This window comes from Candidatus Rickettsiella viridis, assembly GCF_003966755.1.
GTDB classification, from domain to species: domain Bacteria; phylum Pseudomonadota; class Gammaproteobacteria; order Diplorickettsiales; family Diplorickettsiaceae; genus Rickettsiella_B; species Rickettsiella_B viridis.
In genome coordinates this window covers 128,713-143,459 of record NZ_AP018005.1, presented here as the reverse complement: position 1 = coordinate 143,459, position 14,747 = coordinate 128,713, and the positions used below count along the sequence as shown (strand labels likewise).

Here is a 14,747-nt window from a genome sequence, read left to right as displayed (position 1 = left end):
TATTGCCTCAGGGTAAAGGTAAAGGTTGTTCGCCTGTATTCAAGTTTATCTCATCAACAGGCGCTCGCCACTTCATCCAAACATACACAGGAACACTACTCAATAATAATAATGTGCCATAAAATACAGTCTGCTCACCTGATCCAATAATAGCCCAAAAGGAATAAACACCAGCCAAAATAGCAATAATGACCGACCCTAATAATTTTTTACCATTTTTAAATAAAGCCGGGTATTTCAAAAAAATAACCAACTCAGACATCGTCGTCAGAAAATAAGGGATTAATGAAGCTAAAGTGGCCAACAAAATGATAATAGTAAACTGCTTAACCAGAGAATGGCTTAAAGTCATTAATAACAACACTGTAATCAAGACACTGGAGATAACTAAACCTACAACCGGCGTACCATTCGCCGATCTTTCTGCAAAAATCGGTGGGAACAGCTTGTCTTGGGCAGCCGCTAATGGGATTTGACCTTGTAGTAAAATCCAACCATTCAACGCACCTAAGCAAGAAATAACGGCTCCCATAGCAACCACAATACTGCCTATCGGTCCAAACATTAAACGAGCTGCATCCGCATAAGGTGCATTAGAATGTGCAAGCTGACTCAAAGGCATGCTTCCCATTACAGCAATGCTGCTAAGAATATAGACACCTGTCGCGATCAATACGCCTAAAATGGTTGCTCTAGGAATATTACGGGTAGGGTTTTCTACGTGACCAGCAGGAACCGAGGCTGATTCTAAACCAATAAAAGACCATAGAGTTAATGTAGCTGCGCTACTAAACGCTGTAAAATTAGATTTACCGGTTAAATTAAAATCAGCCAAGTAATGAGGATGTATATAAAAAATCCCTACCAACGCAATAAGCAACAAGGGGATGAGCTTTAAAATAGTCGTCAATAGCTGAAAAATACCGGCATGTCGAACCCCCCATAAATTAATAAAGGTCATTAACCAGACTAAGCCGATACTAACACAGCAAGACAAGGCAGCATTTTTAGACAAAAAGGGGAAAAAGAAGCTTAAATAGCCTGTAAGAGCAACTGCTATTGCTGCATTACCTACCCAAAGCGCAATCCAGTAATTATAAGCCATTTGAAATCCAACAAAATCGCCAAATGCCTCGCGACAATACGCATAAGGACCGCCAATCCGTGGCATTACAGTACCTAGCTTAGCAAATACCAATGCTATTAACAAAGCGCCGCCAGCCGTTACAATCCAAGAGAGCAAACTAATACTCCCGTATTCCGCCAAAGAAGCCGGCAATAAGAAAATGCCTGACCCCACCATATTTCCAGCCACTAAGGCTGTTAACATCCACAAGCCTAATTTTTGTTGTTTTGCTTGCTCAGCCATATACTATCTAACCTCTGGGTTTTGCACAGAATAAAGTGTGTGTCATTATACCCCTCTCATCTTCTATTGCGAAAAGGTTTATGCTAAAAACGCCAGCTTTATATATCGTTGCCACGCCCATCGGCAATCTGGGCGATATGAGCACGCGCGCGATAGAGACTCTAAAATCGGTTGACTATATTGCCGCAGAGGACACTCGCCACTCGCATAAGTTGCTCGTACATTTTGGCATTGATACGCCTGTACTTTCTTTACACGAACACAATGAGTCGGAGTGCAGCGAAAAATTATTAGAAAAATTATTGAACAAAGGGCAAAGGATTGCTTTAATCAGTGATGCAGGAACGCCTTTAATTAGTGATCCGGGATATCGCTTGGTAAAAAAAGTTCGGCAACATAAAATTCCTGTTATCCCTATTCCTGGCCCCTGTGCCTTAATAACCGCCTTAAGTGCTTCTGGGTTAAATTGCGAGCAATTTATCTTTGAAGGTTTTTTACCTGAAAAAAAAATTGCCAGGCAAAAAAAATTAGATGCATTACGCTATGAAACACGAACGCTTATTTTCTATGAAGCGCCACATCGAATTCTAAACCTAATAGAAGATATGTTAGCTATTTTTGGGGCGCAACGCCGTGTAGTCTTAGCCCGTGAACTAACAAAATCCTTTGAAACTATCCATGAAGGGAATCTAGAAGAGTTAATAATTTGGCTTAATAATGATAAAAACCAGCAACGTGGCGAATTTGTGGTTCTGACAGAAGGAAACAAACCATCACTTCAGCATTCTGAGCTAGAAATACAACGAATTTTAAAGCTATTATTAGATGAGCTGCCGATTAAACAGGCTGCAGCACTTGCTGCTAAAATAACCCATGGAAAAAAAAATAAGCTCTATGCGCAGGCATTAGCATTAACCGGTAAAAACCATGACAACTGACGCACTTGGAATCATTCAACGAGGAACCACGGAAATACTTGTTGAGGATGAATTAAAGAAGAAATTAGCCCTGGGAAAACCCTTACAAATTAAGGCTGGATTTGATCCCACTGCGCCTGACTTACATTTAGGCCATACCGTGCTGATTAATAAAATGCGCCAATTACAGGATTTAGGTCATGAAGTAGTTTTTTTGATTGGTGATTTTACGGGTTTGATTGGCGATCCCTCTGGTAAAAGCACAACACGCCCGCCACTCACTGTGGAAGAAGTTGCTGCCAATGCAAAAACTTATCAGCAACAATTTAATAAAATATTAGATAGCACAAAAACCCAACTACGTTTCAATTCAGAATGGTTATCCAAACTCTCTGTCACTGAATTGATTAAACTCGCTTCAACCTATACCGTTGCTCGTATGCTAGAACGTGATGATTTCCATAAGCGTTATCATAATCATCAAGCGATTGCTATCCACGAATTTCTATACCCGCTATTACAGGGTTATGACTCGGTTGTATTAAAAACCGATATTGAATTGGGTGGTAACGATCAAAAATTTAATTTACTAATGGGAAGAGAATTACAAAAGCATTTTCAACTCTCTCCACAAATTGTGATCATGATGCCTCTTTTAGAAGGATTAGACGGGGTAAAAAAAATGTCTAAGTCACTCAATAATTATATAGGTATTAATGAACCGGCTGGCGAAATGTTTGGAAAAATCATGTCGATTTCTGACAAGCTGATGTGGCGTTATTTTGAATTGCTTTCCCTCAAGAAATCCATGGCTAATATCCAACAAATGCAACAGGAAGCCGAGCAAGGTGCAAATCCACGTCAATTTAAAGTAGAACTCGCCCTAGAAATTGTAGCGCGCTTCCACGACAAAACTGCTGCTGAAACAGCCTACCAAGAATTTGAACAGCGATTTAAATCAGGTGCTATACCTACCGATATTAAAACCATTACTTTAACGATTGATGCTGATTCGCTATCTATTAGCAATGTATTAAAACAAGCTGGTTTGGCGCCAAGCACCTCTGAAGCTTTACGATCGATCAGCGCAGGGGCTGTTAAAATAGATTCGGTAAAGATCGAAGACCCGAAATTAACACTACAGGCCAATACCACACATATCTACCAAGTCGGTAAAAGACGCTTCGCTAAAGTAACTATTTTGCAAAACCTCGCATGCAAAAAGTAGTTCAACATGTTATTATTTTTTATGGGTAATTAATAAGTAAAATAAAGGAGTAGCATGCATGGTGGAAACAGCAGTATTTGACACACTGGCTTACGCTAACAGATTAAAAAAAGTCGGCGTACCCGAAACCCAGGCAGAAACACATGCTCAATTACTTTCTGAAGCTGTTGTCAGCAAAGTCATCACTTCACAATATTTAGATACAAAACTTGCTGAGGTAATGGCTAAAATAGATGTTAGGGTTGCAGAGTTAAAAACAAAACTTATTCGCTGGGTTTTAGGCGCTGCTATTGCCCAAACTTCAATTATCCTTTCCTGTATGAAACTTATAAAACTCATTCATTAGGAAAAGGCTTTTTCAATAGTTGAAAAAGCCTAGCGTGACTCACGCTTCTCATTTGCTACCTCTAAACGCTGTAAATACCGCTGCCAATAAATCTCCTGGTGTACAGCCAAATCATAAAGCGTTTCCCACGTATAGAGCCCTGTATTATGACCGTCATCAAATAGTAATTTCACTGCATAATGACCTACGGGTTCTATATTAATAATATTAATCTCTTTTTTTCCTGGGACTAATTTTCCTTCTGATTGCCCATGGCCTTTAACGTCGGCTGAAGGAGAAAATACGCGTAGGTATTCACAAGGTAAAACGAATTTTTCTCCATTATCAAATTGAATCTCTACCACTTTGGTTTTTTGTAAAAGTTTAATATCAATAGGGGTAGGAGAGTTCATTGTTTATAAAATATAATGGCTACGATCTTCATCGTTAGCTAAATCCGCTAAATGTTGATTCACATACGCAACATCAATGTTGATTGATTTATCCTTATAATCAGTTGCCCCAAAAGATATTTCCTCAAGCAAACGCTCCATTACTGTATATAAACGTCGCGCACCGATATTTTCAGTTTTCTCATTCACCTCATAGGAAACTTCAGCAATTCGTTTGATAGCCGATGCTTCAAAATTCAATAGCAATTCCTCAGTATGCAACAACGCTTTGTACTGCGCAATTAAAGAAGTTTGAGGTTTAGCTAAAATAAGTTCGAAATCTTCTGCTGTTAATGCTTTTAATTCAACTCGAATAGGTAACCGTCCTTGTAATTCAGGTACTAAATCAGATGGCTTGGCTAAATGGAAAGCACCGGCTGCAATAAATAAAATATGATCGGTTCTCACCATCCCATATTTAGTAGAAACAGTACAACCTTCTATAAGCGGTAATAGATCACGCTGTACACCTTCACGTGAGACATCAGCGCCATTCATTTCACCGCGTCTACATACTTTATCGATTTCATCAATGAATACAATGCCATATTGCTCCACCCATTCAATCGCTCGACGTTTTATTTCTTCTTCATTCAGTAATTTACCCGCTTCTTCTTTCTGTATAGCTGGCAATGCGTCCTTTACCTTCATACGACGTGTTTTTGAGCGCGAAGTCCCAATATTTTGCAACATATTTTGTAATTGGCTTGTCATTTCTTCCATGCCAGGAGGGCCCATGATTTCCACACCCACAGGAAGCGCAGCAAGTTCGATGTCTATTTCTTTGTCGTCCAAAGATCCTTCGCGCAATTTCTGGCGAAAAACCCGGCGTGCAACCGATTTTTCTTTTTTCTTAAGCTCACCTACGTCTGTATCTGTGGTCCGTACGGAAGGTACAAAAAAATCAAGTACTTTATTTTCTGCTGCTTCTAAAACTTGGGGCTGTAATCGGGTAATTTCTTCTTCACGTAAATGCTTAAAAGCAGAATCGACTAAATCTCTAGGGATAGAATCTACATCACGGCCGATATACCCAACTTCTGTAAACTTTGTCGCTTCTACTTTCAAAAAAGGGCAAGCCGTTATCTTAGCGGCACGACGTCCGATTTCAGTTTTACCCACACCTGAAGGTCCTATCATAAGGATATTTTTAGGTGTCACTTCGTCACGCAATTCGGGTGTCAGCAGCATACGGCGCTTACGATTACGCAAAGCAATCGCAATAGCTCGCTTTGCATCATTTTGTCCAATAATATAGCGATTAAGCTCCTGCACAATCTGATTAGGTGTCATATCCATTTTAGTCAGATCATGATGTTCTATAGTCAAAGAATCGCCTGAAAGCAGTGTAGATGTATTCGAGCTTTCTTCAGAAAAATCAGCATCCGCCCTCATTAACTCAGAGGTTTCATTCGATTCAGTCAATGTATCAGATAAATTCAATGGGTTAGTTTTCATCGTTGGATCAATAATAAAAGACTTTTTTTATTTTTTAGTGGAAGTAGAATCAATTTCTTCAATCGTACGCTGGTGGTTAGTAAACACACAAATATCAGCAGCAATCTTTAAGCTCCTTTCAACAATGTCACGCGCACTTAATTTGGTATTTTGTAATAAAGCCAACGCAGCTGATTGAGCATAGGCTCCACCAGAACCAATAGCAATAGAATCATGTTCAGGCCTAATAACATCACCTGTACCGCTTAATAAAAATGATTCCTTTTTATCTGCAACGGCCAGCATCGCTTCCAATCGACGTAATACGCGATCCGAGCGCCAATCCTTAGCTAACTCAAGAGAAGCACGCTCTAAATTACCTTGGTGTTTGTGTAACTTTTTTTCAAATAGATCTAAGAGAGTAAACGCATCCGCGGTCGCCCCTGCAAATCCAACTAATACGTGGTCGTTAAATAATTTTCGAACTTTTCGAGCATTCCCTTTTAAAACAATTGCATTACCTAATGTTACTTGCCCATCACCACCGATAACGACTTTATCTTTTCGTCGAACTAATAATATTGTTGTACCATGTAAAGCTTGCAATGGCTTACCTTTTTAGATTTATGAAATATTAATACCCATTAATGGTGACTTATCTACCCCTTTTCAAGTCCAACGCTACATAAAAACCCTTTTCTAAAAATGTCCTACCCTTTCAGGGTTTAACCTTTAATAAAGCAGCCTGCATTCCCGCCGCATTTAAGTGTTTTTGCTGTTGCGAAGCAATAGCCAAGGTATAAGGGCCCATAAAAAGTTGATAGCTTACACCACCATCCACATTAACTACTTTACTTTGCACAGGAAATCCCTTTAAAAGCGCTTGGGCCTGATATTGTTCTGCCTGAGAAACATCTTGAAAATTTCCTAATATAAGGCTGTATGCCTCATTGCTGATCTGACTCATCTCCTGATCCAACTGCTTCTTAGCTTCCGCTATGGCAACCTGCTCCGGTGTGGTGCTTAGCAACCCGTCTAACGGTTTTTTCAAAGAAGAGGAAACAGAGGCTTCTTCAGTCATAGTGCTAACAGCCTCTGGCGATGGGGAAGATAAGGTTAAATTACCTTGGGGCAAAATATTATAAAAATCGAATTTTGGCTCGGGTGGCTTAGGAGCAGGCGCTTCCAATATTTTCTGCTTTAACTTATCTTCTGCTTGTTGGGCTATTTGCTGTTTATTGTGTGCCTTAAAAAAAAATAACCCTAATGCCAACGCAAACAAAACCAGCACTAAACCCAATACGGCCCAAAAACGGCTACGATTTGCACGTACTTTTTGATAAGTTGCATATTTCGCGTAATCTTTAGCCATTACATTACTTCCATTGTCTCTACACCCAATAAATCTAAGCCATTTTTTATGACTTGCTGAGTCGCCGCTATTAAATTTAAACGTGCATTTCGTAAATCTTCTGCCTCCACTAAAAAGACATGTTGGTTATAATAGGCATGAAAAACCTGTGCTAAGTCTCGTAAATAATGTGCTATTTGATGTGGTTCATAATTATTCGCCGCTTGCTCTAACATCTCTGGATAACGATTCAATAAAACCAATAAATCAATTTCTTGCTCTTCTTTTAATTGCGCCAGTGAGTCCGTGCCGATAGCTTTATCCCAGTTTAACTGTTTCACTTTGAGTTGACGCATCACACTGCAGATACGCGCATATGCATACTGTACATAGTAAACAGGATTCGCATTTGACTGTTCTTTTGCGAGGTCCAAATCAAAATCCATATGCTGTTCTGCACGACGCAGCACATAAAAAAATCGTGCTGCATCACTACCGACTTCTTCACGCAATTCGCGCAAAGTAACAAACTCGCCGCTACGCGTTGACATCTGTATTTTCTTGTCACCCCGATAGAGGACGGCAAATTGTACCAATAATGCCGTTAAGCTAGCGGCGGGGTAACCTAATGCCTGAATAACTGCAAGAATTCTTGCTATATAGCCATGATGGTCAGAACCTAATATGTTCACTATCTTTTTAAACCCGCGATCCTCTAAAATCGACAGCCTATATGCCGCATCTGCAGCAAAATAAGTTGCTTGCCCATTTTCTCGGATCAATACTCTATCTTTATCATCACCAAACACAGTAGATTTAAACCATAATGCACCCGATGCTTCATAGGTATGACCGTTTTTCTTTAACCGTTCAATTGTTTTGTCTACAACACCTGTTTTAAACAGACTATTTTCTGAAAACCAATTATCAAAATTAACCCTAAAACCAGTTAAATCTTCTTTAATATCATCTAATATCGCATTTAGACTCATATCAAATAGTTTCTGATAATCATCAGCACCTAACAAAGCTTTTGCCTTTAGAATCAAGGCATCAATATAAACTTCTTTATCGCCACCCTGTGGCTCATCGGCAGGAATATCTGCAAACACAGATAAAGCCGGTTTATAAAACTGTTTCCCATATTTCTTCAAAAGTTGCTCAACGATTCCATGAATATAAGCACCTCGATAGGCATTGCTAGGAAATACAAATTTTTCTTCGCAGGCTTCTAAATAACGCAACCAAACACTGGTTGCCAAAATATCCATTTGTCGTCCTGCATCATTGACATAATATTCTGCATGGGCTTGATAGCCCACTGTCTTCAATAGCCTAACGAGTGAATCACCATAAGCCGCACCACGACCATGCCCTACATGCAAAGGACCAGTAGGGTTTGCCGAAACAAATTCCACTAATAACGGTTCGTCTTTTCCGATGTCTGAAACACCGAAATGCTCTGCTTGTGTTAGAACTCTATCGATAATCGGATACCAGGCAGTCTTTTTTAAAAAAAAGTTAATAAACCCAGGTCCTGCTATTTCAACCTTCTCTATGATAGAAGTAGCTTTAGAACAATCTATATGCGCGGCTATCTGCTCTGCTAGTTGGCATGGTTGTTTTTTTAAGGATTTAGCGAGAAGTAGCGCAATATTACTTGAAAAATCCCCGTGTAATTTGTCCCTCGCGTAATCCACTTGAATGGTCAAAGAAGATAAAGAGGATACCTCTGCTGCTGCTAAAGCAGTTTTGATTTCTTGTTGGATAATAGGCTTCATATGTATTCAATCGGTAGGCGTATGAGCTCAAGAGTATACCCCAATAATCTTAAGGAAAAATAGTACGCATCCTTTTCTTAAAGCGCCCCATCAACTAAATTACCGACTAACTAGAAAATTTTATAAGAGGGGCGTACTATACCCCCAAAATAATAAAAAGAGGCTTATTTATGAAACCTTTGATCTATTGTCTACTCCCCATTTTGTCCTATTTTTCTATGCCGGTTACGGCCCAAACGTTATCTACCCCGTTGGTAAGAAAAAATGTGGTGGTTCCGGCTTTTTCTGCATTAGCGATACAAGGCCCCGTTAATGTCACCATAGACACAAGCCAAACAAACCCTTCTATTCCTGCGCTACAGATTTTTGGCGACCCTAAAACAGTTTCTGCAGTAACTTGGAAAATAAAAAATCATACGTTATATCTAGATACAAAATGGACTTATAGACCGCATCGCGGCGACCGGCTAACCATTAAGGTTAATACAACACCCGCTCAATTAACTCAGATTGAGTTCAATAGTAATGGCCGCTTAGTGGGCCAAGGACTAACGGGGTCTTTATCTCTCATTAGCCGCGGAAACGGCAGCATTACACTATGTACTAATAAACTAGACTTAAAATCTCTAGTTACCCATGGAGAAAATAATATTTCACTCTACCATATCAATAGTACTGATTTGACCATACAGGGTGAAAATGCAGGGAAAATTAAAATAGAAGGCAATGTGGCACTACATGCTATTAACTTAACAGGAAATGGAACTCTCCTGGCTCATTGGGTCAACAGCCCTTATGTAAAAATAAATGCCTCTGGCAAAGAAAAGATTTTTCTAGCTGGCGTTACCAACACTTTAGATGCTCATCTAAGCGAAAAAAGTCAGCTATTTGCAAAACAACTCAGAGCAGAAAATGGGTTTGTTGAAACCAAAAATCAAGCCCATGCTAAAGTTACGGTTAAACAAAAGTTAAGTGCGTTAGCGCAAGATAACAGCACTATTTATTATTCAAAGTCGGTGGAGTTCCTAAATACTTTCACTAAAAATGCCGGCTTAGTGCTTAGTAATTAACTTTTCCGTCATTGCGAGCGCGAAGCGCGCGGCAATCCAGGACATTCGACTAGATGGCCACGCTCATTGCATTCGCTCGCTATGACATGAGCTATTTAACGAGTGTAATCTCAACACGGCGATTGGCCGCACTCGCTTTTACGCTCCGGTTGCTCGCAATAGGGTCATGGCTACCAAATCCTGTTGCTTGCAAACGTCGTGATCCAATCCCATGAGACCATAAAAAAGCAACGACCGCATCAGCCTGGCGCTGTGAAAGCTCATTTGCCGTTTGTGGATCATAGATATCATCGGTATAGCCCACAACTTGAATAGCACCATCGCCATATTGTTTCATTGTTTTCATCGCGCCAAGCAGTTGTTTTGAGCATTCCATTGTTAACCGCCCATTGGATTGAAAACAAACATCGCTATAGAGAACCACCCTCAAACGATCGGGACTTTGGATCACTTGAATAAGCGCAGGGGGTAATTGCTTTTTTTTCTTGGCTGATGGTTTGTTTTTTTCAATTTTAGCCGCATGCAAACTATCATTTTGTTGCGTAGACGTTGTTGCGCAGGCAGAGAGCAAAAACAAATTTAGTAGCATCAAACCACAAAAACAGGAAGATTTTATTTTTATCATGGCATTATTCTCATTTACGAGGGATATATATCTCATTTTTTCTGTAATCTAGCATAATAAAAGCCATCTGTACCATGAATTTGAGGAAAAATTTGCCGCCCTACTTCGCAAGCAGTCCCCCATTTTTCATCAATCATATGCTCATGCGCATCAGACTGTTGTAGTAAAAAACGCTGTAATACGCTCTGGTTCTCTTCTGGCAATACCGAACACGTGGCATAAAGTAAAATCCCACCTGGCTTAAGGAGAGGCCAAAGTGAAAATAAAAGCTCTAGTTGTTGCTGAGCAAGCTTATCAATATCTTCCTCTCTACGTAATAACTTGATATCGGGATGTCGACGAATGACACCCGTCCCTGAACAAGGGGCATCTAATAAAATTCTATCAAATTGTTCGCCTTGCCAGCTGGCTTTAAACGTCTGCGCCTTTATACAGACTAACTTCACACCATCACGCATTAATCTTAACCGTGAAAGATTTTCTTCGACTTTACTTAAACGTGTTTTATCTTGATCAAGCGCCACCGCCGTCTGTAAATCTGGCTGCGTCTCTAAGATATGCGCAAATTTTCCTCCGGGTGCCGCACAAGCATCCAACACACTCTGCTTAGGCTCTAGCATTAGCAAAAAAGCGGCTAATTGTGCTGCCGTATCTTGTATAGAGACTTCCCCCTCTGAAAAACCGGGCAGTCCATACACATTGCATGTTTCATTCAGAATAATACCGACATCGCTTAGCGCACTTAATGTGGCTTCTAGCGCTTTAGCCTGAAGTTTTGGTAAATAATCATCGCGCGAGATCTTCAACCGATTAATACGCAAACTCATGGGAGGCGCTTGGTTATTCGCCTCTATAATGCCTTGCCAGTCCTTTGGCCATGCTTGCCGTAGTTTTTTCATCAGCCAACGCGGATGTGCATAATGCGCTTCTTTAGGCAGTTTTTTTAGCAATCCTGTTTGTTGACGCTGAAATGAACGTAATACGCCATTAATAAGCGCTGCTGCCCAATTTTTTTTAAGGTCTTTGGCGGCTTGTACTGTTTCATGAACTGCTGCATGCGCCGCTGTCTTTAAATAAATAAACTGATACAGCCCAATTAACAATAACCCATAAATATCTCGGTCATTAGCATTCAGTGGTTTTTTTAATAAATAAGAACACACTTGCCGTAAAGGCTCATACCAACGTATCACGCCGTAACATAGCTCTTGTATAAATCCTCTATCTCGGGATTCAACCGTATTAGGAATACCTTCTGCAAAGGCTTCGGTTAATGAGTCGCCCCCTAATACACGTGCAATTATTTGCGCTGCTAAGGCTCGAGGATTATTCATGTTTTTGACCTAAGAGAGCACCGACATTAAATAAATGCGATTTTGAATGGAGTAGCGCAGAAGCGGGCAAACAACGTCCTCCCGGTAATTGCAGCTGTAATAAACGTAAGCTACCTCTCCCTGTCATGACATCAATCCCTTGCTCTCCTACTTGTAGAATAGTCCCAGGAGGGTTATTTGAGGCTTGATCTAAAACCTTAGCCGACCAAATCCGCAATAAAAGCGCGCCTAAAAATGTATAGGCCACCGGTTTGGGATTGAAGGCACGTATCATTCTCGCGATAACATCCGCATTTTGAGACCAATCGATCTCTGCCTCTGCTTTATCTATCTTCTTCGCATACGTGCTTCCATGATTATCTTGTGGCTTTAATTGATAATTTCCTTGTTCTATATTGTTTAGGCTTGTCACTAATGCTTGAGCGCCTAATTTGGCCAAACGATCTTGTAAGGTTTGACTGGTATCTGCCTGCTCTATCTTGCAAGAAACCTCCTGCAAAACTTGCCCTGTGTCCAAACCTTCATCCATTTGCATAATACTAATGCCCGTTTCTTCATCGCCCGCTAAAATAGCACGCTGAATCGGCGCGGCACCGCGCCAACGCGGTAATAATGATGCATGGACATTAATACAGCCAAGAGGGGGAATAGCTAACACGGCCTGTGGAAGAATAAGACCATAGGCAACAACCACCATCAAATCCGCCTTCCATGCCGCTAACTTTTTCTGCTCATCCACGTTTCTTAGCGTTATTGGCTGACAAACAGGTAGATTTTTTTCTAAGGCGAGTTGCTTGATTGGACTCATTAATAAATGGCGTCCGCGGCCTTTTGGTCGATCAGGTTGCGTATATACAGCAACTACCTGATGCCCTAATTCAAGCAACGCTTGCAAGCTTGGCAAAGCAAATTCAGGTGTACCTGCAAAAATGATATTCAAGCGTTACCTTGTCGTTTTTTTATTTTTTCTAGCTTTTTGCGTGCTAATTGGCGTTTAAGCGGCGATAAATAATCTAAAAATAATTTTCCATTAAGGTGGTCTACTTCATGCTGAATACAATGCGCTAATAGATCTTCTGCCTCTAGCTCATACGGTTTTCCATGCCTATCAAGTGCAGATAGTTTCACCCACAATGCTCGAGGCGCTTTATCATAAACACCAGGAACGGATAAACAACCTTCCTCCATGAGCGCTTCACCACGACTTTCCACAATCTTGGGGTTAATTAAGCACAAGGTAGATGATTTATCATTAGAAACATCAATAACTGCTAACTTTTGATTAATAGCAATTTGTGGGGCTGCTAAACCAATCCCCTTAGCGGCATACATGGTCTCAAACATATCATCAATGAGCTGCTGTAAAGCAGCATCGAAGAGAGTGATTGCTTCAGTAGGTGCACGCAGACGAGGGTCAGGCAAATGGATAATGGAACGTATGGCCATAATTTCTACTAGCTATTCTTTGTTGCTCTGTTATTACTTGATTTAAGCTATGATTTTCCTGACTTTAATCCCGTTAGTCAATTATTGATTCATATCTCAATAAATACAAATGGTCGGGTACAACTCGTCCCTCTATTTCAGCCCTTAAGGGAGCCTTAAGCTAAGCCATTGATAATACCAGGAGGTTTTTATAAAAAAATAATAAGTAGAATTATATGAGCGATGAAGAAACGGTTAAGATCAATGAATCCATTCTTACACTCTTAGATGATATAAAAATCTACCTATCAGCAGTCCAGCGCCACCCGCTCGATGAGATTTATGCAAAGATCCCGGCAGCTCTTTTACAAACTAATGTGAATAACGTTAAATTAGAATTTGTTCCTCCGAGAAGCCTCGCGTTAAATTGCGCCTTAGAAGATTTAAATACTACTTTAAAAAAAGAAACGCTAGGCATTTTTGGCTTAAGCTTAGATGAGTTTCTGAATAGCATTAAAGCGATACAAGACACGAATTCAAATATCACGCTGAAAGAAGCGATAGAAAAAACTATCACGGCCTCCCATAAGCGCTTTTCAGAAGATCAACTTTCTCTTGTTACTCTACTGTATACTCAGCTGTATGAAAAAGTCCGATTATTAAACCCTACTAACTCAAAAGAAGAAATCTTTGCTCGTCTCAATAATCGTTTCCATAATCATTTTAAAAACACCAGTGGCGACGACTCCAATAAATTAACATCCGCCTATTATGATTTCATTAATGCCTACCAAGGGAAAAAAGCTGGTTTTTTTAGCATTTTTGGCAATGAAAAAGATGATCTCGCACCCTATAATATCACTAAAAAACTAATAGAAAACTCAAACTCTGAGCTTACAGCTTACCTAAATATCATTCATACTATTAAAAAGATTCCTGCTTATTTACGGGATCAGTCTGCGGCTTCGCATCTGACCGATATGTTAAAACATCAATCAAACCTTTATTTTTCTACTTTACTCAAAATAAATAGCTCAGAAAGCACAGAAGAAACGAAAAGAGACGCAAGGATGAAAGCCTTTCAGGATTTCCGAGCAAATAGTTCTCGCCAAATAGAAAACTATAAAGAGAATCACCCAGAAGAATCAACGCGAGCAAAAATTTTCCTAAATAAATTATTGTGGTTCATTACCAAGCTGATCCCTTTTGTAAATAAAGAAAAAATAATGATGTTTAGAGATCCCGAAAAAGCTAGCAGCCTATTACTCGAAAATATCGACCGTGAAACCACTAGAATAGCACCTGCCGCTTAATTTCCGTCGGTTATACTCACAGCAATGGGGTTTTCGACAAGGCGCCGCGAGGAAGAGTATATTTAATGCGGGATCAAACTACGCAATAGGGTGGATACTAATGCAACCGTTGCAACGCCT

Annotated in this window: 15 protein-coding genes; 5 read left to right on the top strand and 10 right to left on the bottom strand. The window is 40.1% G+C overall.

The window, feature by feature from the left end:
- Nucleotides 1–7: 7 nt before the first annotated feature.
- The gene (locus tag DMP02_RS00710; RefSeq protein ID WP_172593946.1) at nt 8–1,369 is read right to left on the bottom strand and encodes an amino acid permease; all 1,362 of its coding nucleotides are present in this window, start codon (nt 1,367–1,369) and stop codon (nt 8–10) included.
- Nucleotides 1,370–1,449: 80 nt separating this feature from the next.
- Between DMP02_RS00710 and rsmI the strand changes: the two genes are divergently transcribed.
- Genes rsmI through DMP02_RS00695 form a run of 3 tightly spaced genes read left to right on the top strand, consistent with a single transcriptional unit; the run spans nt 1,450 to nt 3,860 of the window.
- A complete protein-coding gene (gene rsmI / locus DMP02_RS00705) occupies nt 1,450–2,307 on the top strand; it encodes a 16S rRNA (cytidine(1402)-2'-O)-methyltransferase (RefSeq protein ID WP_126322205.1) in 858 nt (285 codons plus the stop codon).
- Complete coding sequence (gene tyrS, locus DMP02_RS00700; RefSeq protein WP_126322204.1) at nt 2,297–3,514, top strand: tyrosine--tRNA ligase; 1,218 nt, start codon at nt 2,297–2,299, stop codon at nt 3,512–3,514. The genes rsmI and tyrS overlap by 11 nt, the downstream gene beginning before the upstream one ends.
- Nucleotides 3,515–3,572: 58 nt before the next feature.
- A complete protein-coding gene (locus DMP02_RS00695; RefSeq protein WP_126322203.1) occupies nt 3,573–3,860 on the top strand; it encodes a hypothetical protein in 288 nt (95 codons plus the stop codon).
- Nucleotides 3,861–3,889: 29 nt separating this feature from the next.
- Here the strand turns inward: DMP02_RS00695 and DMP02_RS00690 are convergent, their stop codons facing one another.
- The 5 genes from DMP02_RS00690 to argS form a co-directional block, all read right to left on the bottom strand.
- The gene (locus DMP02_RS00690) at nt 3,890–4,252 is read right to left on the bottom strand and encodes a gamma-butyrobetaine hydroxylase-like domain-containing protein (RefSeq protein ID WP_126322202.1); all 363 of its coding nucleotides are present in this window, start codon (nt 4,250–4,252) and stop codon (nt 3,890–3,892) included.
- Between the two features lie 3 nt (nt 4,253–4,255).
- Nucleotides 4,256–5,590 (bottom strand): ATP-dependent protease ATPase subunit HslU, encoded by a 1,335-nt coding sequence (hslU, locus tag DMP02_RS00685; protein ID WP_126323461.1) that lies wholly within the window; start codon nt 5,588–5,590, stop codon nt 4,256–4,258.
- A 186-nt stretch (nt 5,591–5,776) separates the two neighbouring features.
- Nucleotides 5,777–6,334, bottom strand: a complete 558-nt coding sequence (gene hslV, locus DMP02_RS00680; protein WP_126322201.1) for an ATP-dependent protease subunit HslV — start codon at nt 6,332–6,334, stop codon at nt 5,777–5,779.
- A gap of 112 nt (nt 6,335–6,446) precedes the next feature.
- On the bottom strand, nt 6,447–7,100 hold the full coding sequence (locus tag DMP02_RS00675) for an SPOR domain-containing protein (RefSeq protein ID WP_126322200.1): 654 nt from the start codon (nt 7,098–7,100) through the stop codon (nt 6,447–6,449).
- The gene (argS, locus tag DMP02_RS00670; protein ID WP_126322199.1) at nt 7,100–8,860 is read right to left on the bottom strand and encodes an arginine--tRNA ligase; all 1,761 of its coding nucleotides are present in this window, start codon (nt 8,858–8,860) and stop codon (nt 7,100–7,102) included. The genes DMP02_RS00675 and argS overlap by 1 nt, the downstream gene beginning before the upstream one ends.
- A gap of 170 nt (nt 8,861–9,030) precedes the next feature.
- Between argS and DMP02_RS00665 the strand changes: the two genes are divergently transcribed.
- Nucleotides 9,031–9,930, top strand: a complete 900-nt coding sequence (locus DMP02_RS00665) for a GIN domain-containing protein (protein ID WP_126322198.1) — start codon at nt 9,031–9,033, stop codon at nt 9,928–9,930.
- 91 nt (nt 9,931–10,021) lie between these two features.
- Here the strand turns inward: DMP02_RS00665 and DMP02_RS00660 are convergent, their stop codons facing one another.
- The 4 genes from DMP02_RS00660 to def are packed head-to-tail and all read right to left on the bottom strand — an operon-like array spanning nt 10,022 to nt 13,335.
- Nucleotides 10,022–10,555 carry an OmpA family protein gene (locus DMP02_RS00660; protein WP_172593945.1) on the bottom strand — a complete coding sequence of 178 codons (534 nt, stop codon included), beginning with the start codon at nt 10,553–10,555 and terminating at the stop codon, nt 10,022–10,024.
- Nucleotides 10,556–10,587: 32 nt separating this feature from the next.
- Complete coding sequence (gene rsmB / locus DMP02_RS00655; RefSeq protein ID WP_126322196.1) at nt 10,588–11,889, bottom strand: 16S rRNA (cytosine(967)-C(5))-methyltransferase RsmB; 1,302 nt, start codon at nt 11,887–11,889, stop codon at nt 10,588–10,590.
- The gene (gene fmt, locus DMP02_RS00650; RefSeq protein ID WP_126322195.1) at nt 11,882–12,829 is read right to left on the bottom strand and encodes a methionyl-tRNA formyltransferase; all 948 of its coding nucleotides are present in this window, start codon (nt 12,827–12,829) and stop codon (nt 11,882–11,884) included. Before fmt ends, rsmB begins: the two co-directional genes overlap by 8 nt.
- Nucleotides 12,826–13,335: a peptide deformylase gene (gene def, locus DMP02_RS00645; RefSeq protein WP_126322194.1), complete on the bottom strand. Its 510-nt coding sequence runs from the start codon at nt 13,333–13,335 to the stop codon at nt 12,826–12,828. The genes fmt and def overlap by 4 nt, the downstream gene beginning before the upstream one ends.
- A 215-nt stretch (nt 13,336–13,550) precedes the next feature.
- Here def and DMP02_RS00640 point away from each other — a divergent pair, with 215 nt between their 5' ends.
- On the top strand, nt 13,551–14,627 hold the full coding sequence (locus DMP02_RS00640; RefSeq protein ID WP_126322193.1) for a hypothetical protein: 1,077 nt from the start codon (nt 13,551–13,553) through the stop codon (nt 14,625–14,627).
- The last annotated feature ends 120 nt before the right edge of the window (nt 14,628–14,747 follow it).

Excerpts from the sequence above, each read along its gene's own strand:
- DMP02_RS00660 (WP_172593945.1), bottom strand. The coding sequence starts at position 10,555 with ATGATAAAAATAAAATCTTCCTGTTTTTGTGGTTTGATGCTACTAAAT.
- argS (WP_126322199.1), bottom strand. The coding sequence starts at position 8,860 with ATGAAGCCTATTATCCAACAAGAAATCAAAACTGCTTTAGCAGCAGCA.
- rsmB (WP_126322196.1), bottom strand. The coding sequence starts at position 11,889 with ATGAATAATCCTCGAGCCTTAGCAGCGCAAATAATTGCACGTGTATTA.
- def (WP_126322194.1), bottom strand. The coding sequence starts at position 13,335 with ATGGCCATACGTTCCATTATCCATTTGCCTGACCCTCGTCTGCGTGCA.
- tyrS (WP_126322204.1), top strand. The coding sequence starts at position 2,297 with ATGACAACTGACGCACTTGGAATCATTCAACGAGGAACCACGGAAATA.
- DMP02_RS00675 (WP_126322200.1), bottom strand. The coding sequence starts at position 7,100 with ATGGCTAAAGATTACGCGAAATATGCAACTTATCAAAAAGTACGTGCA.
- DMP02_RS00710 (WP_172593946.1), bottom strand. The coding sequence starts at position 1,369 with ATGGCTGAGCAAGCAAAACAACAAAAATTAGGCTTGTGGATGTTAACA.
- rsmI (WP_126322205.1), top strand. The coding sequence starts at position 1,450 with ATGCTAAAAACGCCAGCTTTATATATCGTTGCCACGCCCATCGGCAAT.
- hslU (WP_126323461.1), bottom strand. The coding sequence starts at position 5,590 with ATGGATATGACACCTAATCAGATTGTGCAGGAGCTTAATCGCTATATT.
- DMP02_RS00640 (WP_126322193.1), top strand. The coding sequence starts at position 13,551 with ATGAGCGATGAAGAAACGGTTAAGATCAATGAATCCATTCTTACACTC.
- DMP02_RS00695 (WP_126322203.1), top strand. The coding sequence starts at position 3,573 with ATGGTGGAAACAGCAGTATTTGACACACTGGCTTACGCTAACAGATTA.
- DMP02_RS00665 (WP_126322198.1), top strand. The coding sequence starts at position 9,031 with ATGAAACCTTTGATCTATTGTCTACTCCCCATTTTGTCCTATTTTTCT.
- DMP02_RS00690 (WP_126322202.1), bottom strand. The coding sequence starts at position 4,252 with ATGAACTCTCCTACCCCTATTGATATTAAACTTTTACAAAAAACCAAA.